14 protein-coding genes are annotated in these 11,581 nt (G+C 33.8%); 8 read left to right on the forward strand and 6 right to left on the reverse strand.

Annotated elements, in window-relative coordinates; translation table 11 throughout:
* Positions 1-408 precede the first annotated feature (408 nt).
* The gene (locus tag AC1Z3S_RS19220) at positions 409-678 is read left to right on the forward strand and encodes a hypothetical protein (RefSeq protein WP_461741717.1); all 270 of its coding nucleotides are present in this window, start codon (positions 409-411) and stop codon (positions 676-678) included.
* Positions 679-803: 125 nt separating this feature from the next.
* Positions 804-1,064 carry a heavy metal-binding domain-containing protein gene (locus tag AC1Z3S_RS19225; RefSeq protein ID WP_461741718.1) on the forward strand — a complete coding sequence of 87 codons (261 nt, stop codon included), beginning with the start codon at positions 804-806 and terminating at the stop codon, positions 1,062-1,064.
* Positions 1,065-1,643: 579 nt separating this feature from the next.
* On the opposite strand, the gene AC1Z3S_RS19230 is transcribed toward AC1Z3S_RS19225, so the two are convergent.
* Both AC1Z3S_RS19230 and AC1Z3S_RS19235 read right to left on the reverse strand, forming a co-directional pair.
* On the reverse strand, positions 1,644-1,859 hold the full coding sequence (locus tag AC1Z3S_RS19230; RefSeq protein ID WP_461741719.1) for a hypothetical protein: 216 nt from the start codon (positions 1,857-1,859) through the stop codon (positions 1,644-1,646).
* Positions 1,860-3,222: 1,363 nt separating this feature from the next.
* Entirely contained in the window at positions 3,223-3,648 is a 426-nt protein-coding gene (locus AC1Z3S_RS19235) for a winged helix-turn-helix domain-containing protein (RefSeq protein ID WP_461741720.1), read from the reverse strand.
* Between the two features lie 439 nt (positions 3,649-4,087).
* Here AC1Z3S_RS19235 and AC1Z3S_RS19240 point away from each other — a divergent pair, with 439 nt between their 5' ends.
* Together AC1Z3S_RS19240 and AC1Z3S_RS19245 are read left to right on the forward strand one after the other, a co-directional pair.
* Positions 4,088-4,702 (forward strand): recombinase family protein, encoded by a 615-nt coding sequence (locus AC1Z3S_RS19240; RefSeq protein ID WP_461741721.1) that lies wholly within the window; start codon positions 4,088-4,090, stop codon positions 4,700-4,702.
* Positions 4,703-4,777: 75 nt separating this feature from the next.
* Complete coding sequence (locus AC1Z3S_RS19245) at positions 4,778-5,284, forward strand: hypothetical protein (RefSeq protein ID WP_461741722.1); 507 nt, start codon at positions 4,778-4,780, stop codon at positions 5,282-5,284.
* Positions 5,285-5,409: 125 nt separating this feature from the next.
* Here AC1Z3S_RS19245 and AC1Z3S_RS19250 read toward each other — a convergent pair whose 3' ends face one another.
* Positions 5,410-6,129: a replication initiation protein gene (locus tag AC1Z3S_RS19250; RefSeq protein WP_461741723.1), complete on the reverse strand. Its 720-nt coding sequence runs from the start codon at positions 6,127-6,129 to the stop codon at positions 5,410-5,412.
* Positions 6,130-6,444: 315 nt separating this feature from the next.
* Between AC1Z3S_RS19250 and relB the strand changes: the two genes are divergently transcribed.
* Both relB and AC1Z3S_RS19260 read left to right on the forward strand, forming a co-directional pair.
* Positions 6,445-6,672 carry a type II toxin-antitoxin system RelB family antitoxin gene (gene relB, locus AC1Z3S_RS19255; protein WP_265460380.1) on the forward strand — a complete coding sequence of 76 codons (228 nt, stop codon included), beginning with the start codon at positions 6,445-6,447 and terminating at the stop codon, positions 6,670-6,672.
* Complete coding sequence (locus AC1Z3S_RS19260) at positions 6,672-6,938, forward strand: type II toxin-antitoxin system RelE family toxin (RefSeq protein WP_461741724.1); 267 nt, start codon at positions 6,672-6,674, stop codon at positions 6,936-6,938. Before relB ends, AC1Z3S_RS19260 begins: the two co-directional genes overlap by 1 nt.
* A 600-nt stretch (positions 6,939-7,538) precedes the next feature.
* Here the strand turns inward: AC1Z3S_RS19260 and AC1Z3S_RS19265 are convergent.
* Positions 7,539-8,057, reverse strand: a complete 519-nt coding sequence (locus AC1Z3S_RS19265; protein ID WP_461741725.1) for a helix-turn-helix domain-containing protein — start codon at positions 8,055-8,057, stop codon at positions 7,539-7,541.
* 19 nt (positions 8,058-8,076) lie between these two features.
* Positions 8,077-8,538 carry a DUF5626 family protein gene (locus AC1Z3S_RS19270; protein WP_461741726.1) on the reverse strand — a complete coding sequence of 154 codons (462 nt, stop codon included), beginning with the start codon at positions 8,536-8,538 and terminating at the stop codon, positions 8,077-8,079.
* A gap of 241 nt (positions 8,539-8,779) precedes the next feature.
* Here AC1Z3S_RS19270 and AC1Z3S_RS19275 point away from each other — a divergent pair, with 241 nt between their 5' ends.
* Entirely contained in the window at positions 8,780-9,421 is a 642-nt protein-coding gene (locus AC1Z3S_RS19275) for a hypothetical protein (protein ID WP_461741727.1), read from the forward strand.
* A 48-nt stretch (positions 9,422-9,469) separates the two neighbouring features.
* Positions 9,470-10,135 (forward strand): hypothetical protein, encoded by a 666-nt coding sequence (locus AC1Z3S_RS19280; protein ID WP_461741728.1) that lies wholly within the window; start codon positions 9,470-9,472, stop codon positions 10,133-10,135.
* 1,061 nt (positions 10,136-11,196) lie between these two features.
* Here AC1Z3S_RS19280 and AC1Z3S_RS19285 read toward each other — a convergent pair.
* Positions 11,197-11,541 carry a hypothetical protein gene (locus tag AC1Z3S_RS19285; protein WP_461741729.1) on the reverse strand — a complete coding sequence of 115 codons (345 nt, stop codon included), beginning with the start codon at positions 11,539-11,541 and terminating at the stop codon, positions 11,197-11,199.
* Positions 11,542-11,581 lie beyond the last annotated feature (40 nt).

The following is an 11,581-nucleotide window of genomic DNA, read 5'->3' on the forward strand; positions in this document are numbered from 1 at the left end:
TTATAACCGAAATCGAATCCATAGCTCGATTTACTATCTAACCCCACAGGAGTTTGAAGAGTTGGCAAAAGCAAAAATGGCGTAACCGTCTCTACTAAAATGTGTCCAAGATATTGACTCAAATCCAAAGTTTCAATACAAAGAGAAAGCTTGAAAACTTCAGCTTTAAAAGAAATGTTGTGTACCCTTAAGGAAAAGATTGAAGAACTGATAGATACAGTTGTAGTGGGTGTAGAGTAAAAAAAAATGAAGCACAATGCCGATTATAAAAAAAGCCAGTTCATCTTGTGAACTGGCTTTTTCTTTACATAAGTTATGTTATACCAAGTCACTTCATTCGTAATATGATAGCGTTTTAAAGATAAAAAGAGTAGACTGAAATTGAGCCAACATAAGGGGGAATGAATGATGAAAAAAGTATATTTAATAGCCGTATTTTTAGTTTCAATTCTAATTATTTCAGGATGCACAGCAGATACTGACAAAACTACGGATACTTCAGTATCAATAACTAATTCTGTAGAAAATTTCGATGCTTCTTCAAGCCAATATACAAGTAAAGTTTATTCTAATAAAGAAGACATACCCGATACATTAGAAGTGGGTGGAGAGAAACTAACCCTTCGGTATATAGCCAAAGAAGATCAGCAAGATTCCTATACAGCGTACTATGAATAAGCAAAGGAAAGCCCGCTCATTAATTATTATAAGCGGGCTTCTTTTCTACGTTACATAATTCTCCTTATACAAAGCGGAATTCTTTATTTGATATAATTAAGCTACCAAATTTTAAGGAGGCTTATATGATTACATCAACACTCACTACTTACCCAGGTAAAAAAATTGTGAAAGATTTAGGGATTGTATATGGATATGATGATAAACTCAGGGCTATACGAGGTATAACGGCTATTGCTGATTATTTAGAGCAAGCACTGAGTGTTATCACTAAAAATGCTGAAAAATTAGGTGCTAATGCAGTGTTAGGAATTTCATTTTCCATGACAGATAGAGCTATCCCAGCTGTCATTGGAACTGCAGTATTTCTAGAAAATGAAATCTAATTGAATTTTTGGGATATAATTTGAATCAGAACAAGTGATACAACCAATTAAGTCGTTATTTAACAGTTAGTAGACATAATGTGCATTATCCAAAGTAGCCCGCCAGATCAACGTCTAGCGGGCTTTCCTTTGTGAATTTTTCAACATCTAGCGTTTCTCATTTTTCAAACCTTGATTTAACGCTATTTTAACCTCTAAAAAGTTAGTGAAATTTTCTTTATCGTGATAATCAGACTCGTTATGAAAAAACTGCTGAGGCTTATCTTATACCTCAGCAGAAAGAAAGAAACAATGTGGTAAAATATTACCTATGTTGTCGGAAATAGTTTACAACAAGTCACAGAATTATTTAAGTAGTTTGCTTTGTCATAAAAAAAGCCAATCAAAAAGATTGGCTAGATAAAACTTAGTCAAGAGGAAAATAAAATTTAATCATTAAGTACATTTATTAAACCCTTTTAAATCTAAAAAGACTACTTTGTACTTTTACAGCAAGCAAATTTCTTTCCAAACTACTTATAAACCGGGCATTTTCAATTTTTTTTGAAGATATGAAATGACTGAAATACAGGCCATTCCCTAATAAGTAGCATTTTTTTCGTGCTTCCTACTGCTGATAGCTTTAGTCTCGTTTTTCGTTAAAAATAGCTCCTCATCGGCACTCGCATAATACTTTGAATTGAGTGTCAGATTACCGTCCTTATCTCCTTTATTGACAAGCGATAGGAGAAATGGGCTGAATCCAAGAACACCTAGCAAAAGTGAGCCAATCCATAACGTTTTTCTGTTAAACATACTTCTCACTCCTTATTTTCTAGAGCAGGCCCATCATAAGGGAAGTTTAATCAAGAGCGCTACTATTGGAGGTTATCTTATAAGCCTGCTCTTTCTCCTTAGTATACCATGTCTCGCAAAATAATGAAGCGCTTTCTCTTGCCGGCTTTTCCATTTGACTGTATACTAATGGAGTAAGGAACCAATGATTCCCACAATTAGGATTTCGAAAATTTAGAGTAGTGTATTTTCTAAAAGAATGAAGCTAGTTGGCACGCTCAATGCGAGGCGTGTAAGTGAAGTTGGTTACACAAAAAGAGGAAAGGCGTGGGAACGTGAGACACTCCTTACAGTTTCTGGAAGGGCTAACAAATTTTATATAAAGTACAAAAGAATTACTCCTTGAAACGCATCGAATCTTGTCCGTTAGCCCTTCTTTTTTTCTATCTTGTTTCTCTCTCTCCTAAGAGGACTTTAAGCCACTCCAACAGCGTCGTAGCTACACAAAAAAATGGTCTTTACTTTTCAAGTAGAGACCATTTTTTTGTCACCAAATTATCAAAAATTATAAGTTTCTCTCTCACCTAAAAGTTTCCTCAACTATCCCTATAGTTTACTGGTAGAGACTTCTAAATCCCGTCACTAATTTTAAAAATTTACATCATAAATTTCAGATTATTAGTCCCTTAGTTGTGTCTTTTTTCTCCTAGATTCCTCCTCCTAACAAGCTAACCAAATTTAAAAATTCACACTGTTGTCATATTTCACAAAGAAATCCTGTAAGAGCATAAGGGAAACCTGACCCCAAAAAGGGGGAATCCGCAGAGCGGATTGGTTTTAGCTTGACCCCAGTATTTTTTCACATGCGGCAAATATAGCCATATTTGCCGCACCCTATTTTTTTGTGATGTTTTTGAAACGAGCTTAACTAAAAAAAGCGAAGGTCAGTTTCCCTACTTTTTTCTCTCACACTACGCAACTAAACACGGTTGCATTTTGTTCGTCAAGTGCTCCACTTAAGTTATATGGATTGTTCGATCTCCTTCAAAAAAAAGCAAACCCAAATCGAACCATTTTCCCAAAAAAATAGTTCTAAGTTAGTTAATGAACAGTCAATTTCATTTCCAAAACTGAGACCATTTTTTGACAATCCATGCATCTTTACGATTGAAGATTCCGTTTGTAATTGTTCCTCCTCTTTCTTACTTTCGTGACCCGATTCTTCTGCATATGTAACTAATAAATGAGACTAGAGTTGTTCAATTGGGCGTTGCAGGTCTTTTAACATTCAAAAGAAGAAAATTTTTCATAAGTAAAGAACTTGTTACAACAAAAAAAGCCATTAAGCAACTAACTTGGTGGCTCTTTTCGTTTAATCTAATCTTTATTTTTCCGGAATTGGTTGGACTAATTTATAGCCTTTTTTCCATTTAATTTGAATTAATTCTTCTGGTTCTAGTTTTTGTTTCGTCCATTTTTCTTGAATTCTACGTACAGGTTGGGATAACTGTGCCATTCGGGATTCTATCTTAGTGTCATCCATCCCAACAGATCCCCATACTCGAAGAGCTAATTGCTCTCTTGTGATATAAATATTAGGGTGTTTTTCTAATTCAGTAAGTAATTTCCTCTCGGTTTTAGACAACGAAGATTTAAACTCCAGCGATTTAAATAAAAACGTTCTAGGTGATAGATTGGTATGTGCGCCTTCAGATATTAGACCAGATTGTTCGGAAAGAAACTCTCGTAAGTCGATAAAAGAAATAGCTGGGTTTAAGAAATTGGCTTCAATTTCAGTATCTTCTTCCATTTGAGCTACTCGAAAAATCATGTTCGCAGAGTTTCTTGTTTTTTTCGACAACGCTAAGCACTCGTGATTAGTCAGCGTCTCACTTAATAAAATAATGTGAAACAAAGAAAGATCTACATTCGTTTTTAAAGCATCCGTCACTTAAGTTCTTAGTAATTCACTGGAACTATTGATGTGTTCCCCAGGTGCATAGATGGCACCATGTACTCCTAATCCGACTCCATAGAAAACCCATGCACTGCTGGTATATAAACAATAGTGATGTCAGGTTTCCCTTCTGCTATTTTCCCTAAAATTTCTAACTCCCAAAAGTATTGTACTCTAAGGGCACCCCCTAAAAGTACACCTTGAGATGGCTTGAAAATCCCTTGACAACAACAATAACACAAAGTACTCTAAGGGTGTGCTTTTTAAGTTTTTATGAAAAGGGGGATTTTTAATGATTGTTGGGTATGCACGAGTTTCTACTCAGGAACAAAATCTTGACCGTCAAATTGAGAGTTTAACAGCCTATGGCTGCGAAGAAATATTCACGGAGAAATTATCAGGTAAGACCACCAAAGGCAGACGTATCTTTCAAGATTGTTTATCCTTTCTCCGTAAGAAAGATTCGCTTGTAGTCGCTTCATTAGACCGACTAGGGCGCAACTACGACAATATTACAAACGTCGTCCGAGATTTAAGCACTCGCCAAATAAACTTAGTTGTGTTGGATATGCCCTTTTTAAATGCTGAGATTCAAGATGAGAGTATGGCACGTTTATTTAAAGATATGGTGATTAATCTATTGTCCTATGTGGCCGAGAACGAGCGTAAGAAGATGTTACAGCGCCAAAAGGAAGGAATAGCTGTCGCTAAGTCTAAAGGCGTGTACAAAGGCAAACCGTTGGAATATTCAGCAACCGCTAAGGATCACAAAAAGCGAGTGCTTTATTTTGGGATAGTACAAGATTTAAATGCTGGTGAGCCGATTATGAGTATTGTTAAAAAGTATGGGGTCAGTCGAAATCTGGTGTATCGAATCAGGAAAGAATTAAAGAATGGGGAACACTGAAAACTAGTGTTCTCTTTTTTTATATTGGAAATTGAAGTATTATCAAGCGTATCACCATGAAACGGAGTTTATGAAATGGCTGAAACGCTTTATACAATACGTCAGATAGCTGATATAGCAGGAGTTTCCAAGGTTACGATGTACCGATATATTACTGAAAATTCGTTTCACGAAACGTTAATGAAACGAAACGCTAAAATGTATGATGAAACGACTAAAAACCTTATTTTGAAAGGATTTTCTAGCAGAACCGTTTCAAGCGATTTAGAAACGGCTGAAACGGTAGATGTGACTACAAATTTGCTAAAAGACCAAGTTAAAAATCAACAGTTACAGCTTGCAGAAAAAGACGAGCAGATTAAACAACTCCATAAATTATTAGACCAGCAACAGCAGCTATCTTTACAAGACAAAAATCAAGTTAAAGAACTGAAAGAGCGTATCAGCGAATTAGAGGGGCTTATTGTAGCCCCTGACGATTTTCAGGAAGATACAGATATAAATACTCCCGAAGAACCTAAAACTTCTGAGAACGTAACTGACAGCTCTAAAAAGCGTAAATGGTTTCAATTTTGGAAATAAAAAAAGCTTGATTGCAAATTAAGAATTCACAATCGAGCTTATCAACATTTAAGGGTTGTAGGAAATCCTACCAAGCGTTTTTTTGGTTTTGTGCGCACAAAACCGTAGCTTGCCCTACTTACTCCCTATTCTTTTAACCAATTATGCAAAGTTACTTTAGGCAAAACATCATCATGCAGCTTTTCACGGAAACGAAATTCTAGGCGATCAATTCGATTGCCTTTTTTTGCTTTGATTTTTGTAATCTCGAATGGTTCAAAATACTTGGATAACTCTTTTTGAATTGGTCGAAGAACTTTCTTATCAATATCTGACATTTTGTAGCTATCTGGAATATCTAGCAACTCTCGAAACTCACTAATCTTGACCGTATAATAGCCAGTTGTTTTGAATTGTTTCAAAAGTCGATACATAGACTTGGAATAGCTAGAATTTAATTCCGTAAACTCTAATAATTCAAATTGTGTAAATTCATTACTCAGATTATTTAAGATGTATTCTAATTCTGGATTGATAGATATTTCAACAAATTGGTGTATTGGATTTATTTGGAAACCAGTAAACAAGACAAATTTGTAAATAGTTCCGTAGTTATCTGTTTCTCTGTATGTTAAGTGAAGCATTTTATCGTAAATGTTTTCTAAGTCCTTAACAAAACGTTTTATTGCCGTAGGTTTATACTCGCTTAATTCTTTCAAGCTATCAAAAGAAAATCTAACCTTACTCTGACTTTGATTTTTCATTTTCGCACAAATAGCAAAGAATAGGTTCATCTCAACAGAGTTAAATTTTTTTAATGGGATAGTATTCAACTCGTTTTTATATTTAACTGTCAAATCATTCATCAGAGACCCACCTTTTTTTAATTTAATCTAACTAACTATCCTTAATCAGTCAAGGTCTTATCTAACATAAAGACCCTTGTACTCAGACAAAAAGACCTTCATAGTCAGACAAAAAGACCTTCATAGTCAGACAAAAAGACCTTCATAGTCAGACAAAAAGACCCTTGTACTACACCTCTAATCTTACAGCGCCAAGCGATACAGCACACCTAAAAAGGGTTTAAAAAAGATATTAAAAAGATATTAAAAGAACTATAGACAATTTTACTCTTTACTCTCTTTGTATTACAATGACATACAAAGGAGCTGAACAGCATGGCGATGATTACAATTCGTGTCAGCGATCAAGAAAAAGAATGGCTAGACCATATGGCGGAATTTTACGGCATTACCTTATCGGAGTTGATGAAAACTTATTCTATGGCGCAATTAGAAGACGAGTACGACAAACAAACTGCGGATATCGCTCATAAATTATGGGTGGAAGGCGGTAAAGAGACGGTTAGCATGACCGAGATGTTAAAAGAGTTTGGTGGCGTTTAATGGTCTATCGGTTAGAATTCAGCAAAGACGTTCAAAAACAATTGAGAAAAATGGATAAGCACCAAGCCGCTTTAATTGTTCGCTGGCTTTACAAGAATGTAGACGGTACAAAAATCCCTACACAGCATGGAAAAGCTCTTACAGACGATTTACGAGCGTTCTGGCGGTATCGTATTGGAAACTATCGGGCAATTGTTGAGATTGAAGATGATAGATTGGTGATTACAGCTATTCAGGTAGCCCATAAGCGGAATATTTATGATTGAGGACAGAAAAAAGCCAGTCAAGCGAATGACTGGCTAGAATATTGAACCTCAACCGTTTTCCGCCAGTTGAGTGTATCTGTGAGTTAGCACTATGGGAGAGTGCTTAGTTAAGTTTAATTTTACGGAAAATTTGCTAAAAATCAAGATTCAATTCAACTTGTTTCCTTTGGTAAGTATAGTGTCTATATGTTATGTATAGCGATTTTTGTGAATCACTTAGGCGAGTTTTTGGCTAGGTTAACTAAGTGAATTGTCTATGGCAGCTATGCAGTTTTTTTAATAGGTTCGCCCCTCTGATTATTTTTGTAAGAGCATAAGGGGAACTGGGGTCAGACAGGCTGCCCCGCCTTGCAAGACAAGACTTTCCCGTGACGGCACCAAACAGGCCAATTCACCCTAGTTTCGCCCGTTTTTCCGCCCCAATAAATAATTACGTTTGCCCAATTTTATTTTATGAAATTTTTGGAAAATCAGAAAACTATGCCAACAAACAAAGAAGCACCGTAACAAGTTTAATCGCTTGCTACGGTGTTTTTTATAGTTTGCAAAAGATAAGGTCTAAAAAAGTAATAAATCAGGCTTTTCATCATAGATTTTTTTCTACTCTATTTTTTCGATAGTTACAGCCCCCCAATCCATAACATTGGCTAAATGAACATATCCGCTGTATATATTAAAACCCAGAGCTATAACACTTATTACATAAACTAACTTATAGAATGAATTAGTTTTTTTATTACGCCAAAAAATGAACCCACATAAGATAATACCTAAAGGAAAAATGAAAGAGGCTATTCCAGCTAATAATATCAATAACAGCCCTTCGTCCTTATGTTCAAATGTTTTTTTTTGTATAAAACGCAACTTCCTTTTTTTATCATTAATTGCTAAATTATTTTGTTCTATTTGTTTTTTTAATTGTTGATTTTCTTGAAGAAGATCATCGATTGAAACTTTATAGATTTCACTCAACAAAACTAAATTATCAATGTCTGGATAGCCACGACCATTCTCCCACTTTGAAACAGATTGTCGGGATATATTCAGTTTTTCCGCAACAGCAGTTTGAGATAATCCAGAGGATTCTCTATAAATTTTTAACTTTTCAGATAAAACCAAGATACTATTCCCCCTTTGATTACTTCACGATTAGTTGTCCATTAGAAATAGTTGTAGTCACACTGGCGTTTGTAGTAATGAGCCCATCTTTTTGTTTAAAGCTACAGATAGCTTGAGTTGAAGTATGCGTTAATGAATTGGATACGATACTACCTTTGAGTGCTTTTAAATTTAAATTGCTAGTTCCGGTAAACTGATTTTTGCTATTTACTGTTACATTATAACTGACCGTCCAACTTCCTTTGGATGTTTTAGATATTTTATAAGTCCCAGAAGAAAGACTAGCTCTAGCAACACTAGGCAATTTTTCAATAGTTAAAATCATTTCCTCACCATCTTCTTCAACTACAGTTAATTGCTCAATTTGATTAGCCCCCTCTAAATCATAAACTAGCTCTTGATTACTTTCGGCTTGTGCGTACACGGGTACACATAGGATAAAACAAAATACAACCAATAATATTAAAAAAAGTTTTTTCATCTCCATCACTCCTCGTAAGTTTGATAGTCCAATTATATAAAAGAACAGTACATTAAAGAAAGAACAAAAATCTATGATTGGGGCAACTATTGGTTTACATAGCATTTATTAACAGAATGTAAACGAGCGGTTTCTTACATTTTCTCTTAAAATACACAATACTAAATTTGTAAAAACAAAGTAATAGATTGGAAGTAAGAAGTATCTTTAATATGAATTTTAAATTAAGGGAGGAATAAAAATGAAATTATTTAAAACAGGTCTTATTTTGTGCACAGCGTTGATTGTTGGAATGACAGTGTTGCCGACTGGGGTAAGTATTGCTTATGCAAGCGAAATTCCTCAGACAACAATTGAAGTAGCAATAAATAATGATACTTTTGTTAATGTAGATGTACCGATAGTAACAAATGAGGAATTTCAAAACGGAGAATTATCTGATGGTTCTTTGCTACCAGATGAGTTTCAAATCGCCCCAGAAAAAAATATATCACGGTCTTCTACAGGCGGATATAATTATGTTTATAAACGGAATTATACTGCCATTGTTAAACGTTCCGCAGTAATTGGAGATCATCCTGGTATAGGTAAGAAGAAAAATGTAGCGTATTATTACTTAGCTAGTACAAAAGCCTCTGCAAGTTTCTCTTTTGGTTACGGTCTTGTTTCAGTAAGTTTCTCAAATGCAAGCAATGGAGTAACAGCTTACTCAATCAAATCTATATCCACAGGATGGACTCAGCTTAGAATCAGAGGGGACGTTCGAACAAGCAATTATACAGTTTCTGTATATGATAGATACTCAGGTAAATTTATTAGATCTTATCAAGAGAATAATAAAAAAAGTGTGGAAAGTATTTGGTACGATACAAGATTAGCGTAACCACTAAATGAACTTAAAATATGATATTCAAACTTTGGGGGAATTAAAATGGGTAATAAAAAGGATTCTGTAAGCGTGCTTAAAAAATATATAAATGTTAAAAACAAGAAAAAAATTGGCATAGTAATACTTATACTATTTGTCATTAGCATAGTGTTATTTTCTTTAAGGCTCTATAATTACCCCCCTTTTTCAAAAAATAAGATTGGTGGAATAGAAGATAATCAATTTGTTCAAATTAAACAAGACAATGGAATTAGTAGTTTATTATTTACTTCTGGGGGCGAAATTAATTTTAACTCTTCTTATGAAAATTTCTCAGTCTATGCAGACTATTATGAGTATGGGGAATTAATAACCTCTAAACAGATTTTCGAAAATGAAAGTTCTGAGAATAACTTCAGCGGAACTATTAAATATGGATTGTTGAAGGATAGAAATTCCATTTTAGTGGATGTAAATATAGGTGGAGCCATGTCTAGTTACGATGATAAATTAGATGAAATTGGATTTTCAACTGGAGGAACTCAAAATGATTTTCCAACAGGGATTATATCTGAAGTTGGAACAAGTAGGCGACAAAAAATTGTAAAAAATAAAAAGTATTACTTTTTCCTTATGACAAATGGTCCATCCTTAAAAACACCACTTGAAGTAAATTTATCTGATCCAGAAATCCACCAAGCTCTAGCTTTTTATTTTATTAGTGAGTGATTTACTCTCTCTAGCTTACGGTTATTAAAGCGCATGTTTTAATAAATTGCGCTTATTAACTAGAAGTAAAAGACCAAAACATAAATCTTTTTGGACCTTTTAAAGTATAACGGCCATTTCTGATTATTTGGAACAAGCAATTAGTGATAGCACTAAAAATGCTGAAAAACTAGGTGCTAATGAAATCTAGGTAAATTTATGGATATTGTTGCACAACAAGAGATATGTTAACTATCATAAGGGGGAAGCTATTCATGTTCATCATTTCGGGTACAATATATCTAACAGTATCAATATTACTCTTTCTAATTTCATTTATGTGGTACTATTTTTTATATTCGTTCTATTTTCCTATAATCATTTGTGCCATAACCTTTTTTGTATTAGGAATACTCTCTTATGCTCTCCACTTCAGAAAAGAACATTATTAACCTACGAAGTGGTTATATAAAGCCCAAGTAAACATAATGCCGACTATGAAGTAAAGCCAGCTCTTTATGAATTGGTTTTAATTTACATAAGTTACGTTATACCAAGTAAAAATTTCCTATCGGGTAGATTTCTTAATTTTATCAATTTAATTCTACTTAGACTTTTATATAGCTAAAAAGGTTACTTCTCATAACAGTCATTTTCTTTTTCTTTCTTCCGTCTCTTTTTCTTTAGTGATTTTCCCAAAACTGATTCCTGCAAAAATATTTGCAATAAAATCTGCTATAATAGTTATCAAATAAATCATCCCCTGGCTGTATTGGTATACTTAATTATAATATTTATTGTTGTATTGTAAAACAAAATGTTTTCCCATATTTAATAGGATTTAACTTCAATTAATTTGAAGGATTTAGTGATTATTATTACAGAATAATTTGTAATTGGTATTATCAAAGAAATATACAATTAATACTTGGAGTCAGAACAAACACTAAGAAAGACCAACAATATATAAATTAATCCGTTGTTATAAAACGATTAGTAGACATAATGCCGATTATCAAAAGACAACAACTTTCAAAAATCTAATTTCTTATTCGCATAAGTCAAGACAAGTCATAAAATGACTATTCACGCATTATCCAATTATCTAAAGTTAGTGTCTTTGTTTTTTGAATGGCCTTTTCTAATTCATTAACCTGTAATTGATAGTACCTAAGATCTTTCTCTAGCTCTCTTAAAAATAGTTCTTTCATTTTTGGGATATTTTCTCTATCTAGACACCACACCAGATAGCTATCTGATGTTTGTTGCACTCTATACTGGTGGTAATAAGGGACTCGATTGTTAGAGAAGATTTTGCTTTTTTCTGACAAGATAATTTCTTTTGTAGAAACACTTTTTACATCTAGCGCCTCGATTTGTATACCAAACTCATCATTATAAGTTAAACAGTAAATATGTCGATTCATCGATTTCCCCTTTCTTAATTCGATACTTCACATAAAAATA

The sequence above is a fragment of the Enterococcus sp. LJL90 genome, assembly GCF_056924355.1.

Excerpts from the sequence above, each read along its gene's own strand:
- AC1Z3S_RS19220 (WP_461741717.1), top strand. The coding sequence starts at position 409 with ATGAAAAAAGTATATTTAATAGCCGTATTTTTAGTTTCAATTCTAATT.
- AC1Z3S_RS19225 (WP_461741718.1), top strand. The coding sequence starts at position 804 with ATGATTACATCAACACTCACTACTTACCCAGGTAAAAAAATTGTGAAA.
- AC1Z3S_RS19230 (WP_461741719.1), bottom strand. The coding sequence starts at position 1,859 with ATGTTTAACAGAAAAACGTTATGGATTGGCTCACTTTTGCTAGGTGTT.
- AC1Z3S_RS19235 (WP_461741720.1), bottom strand. The coding sequence starts at position 3,648 with ATGGAAGAAGATACTGAAATTGAAGCCAATTTCTTAAACCCAGCTATT.
- AC1Z3S_RS19240 (WP_461741721.1), top strand. The coding sequence starts at position 4,088 with ATGATTGTTGGGTATGCACGAGTTTCTACTCAGGAACAAAATCTTGAC.
- AC1Z3S_RS19245 (WP_461741722.1), top strand. The coding sequence starts at position 4,778 with ATGGCTGAAACGCTTTATACAATACGTCAGATAGCTGATATAGCAGGA.
- AC1Z3S_RS19250 (WP_461741723.1), bottom strand. The coding sequence starts at position 6,129 with ATGAATGATTTGACAGTTAAATATAAAAACGAGTTGAATACTATCCCA.
- relB (WP_265460380.1), top strand. The coding sequence starts at position 6,445 with ATGGCGATGATTACAATTCGTGTCAGCGATCAAGAAAAAGAATGGCTA.
- AC1Z3S_RS19260 (WP_461741724.1), top strand. The coding sequence starts at position 6,672 with ATGGTCTATCGGTTAGAATTCAGCAAAGACGTTCAAAAACAATTGAGA.
- AC1Z3S_RS19270 (WP_461741726.1), bottom strand. The coding sequence starts at position 8,538 with ATGAAAAAACTTTTTTTAATATTATTGGTTGTATTTTGTTTTATCCTA.
- AC1Z3S_RS19275 (WP_461741727.1), top strand. The coding sequence starts at position 8,780 with ATGAAATTATTTAAAACAGGTCTTATTTTGTGCACAGCGTTGATTGTT.
- AC1Z3S_RS19280 (WP_461741728.1), top strand. The coding sequence starts at position 9,470 with ATGGGTAATAAAAAGGATTCTGTAAGCGTGCTTAAAAAATATATAAAT.
- AC1Z3S_RS19285 (WP_461741729.1), bottom strand. The coding sequence starts at position 11,541 with ATGAATCGACATATTTACTGTTTAACTTATAATGATGAGTTTGGTATA.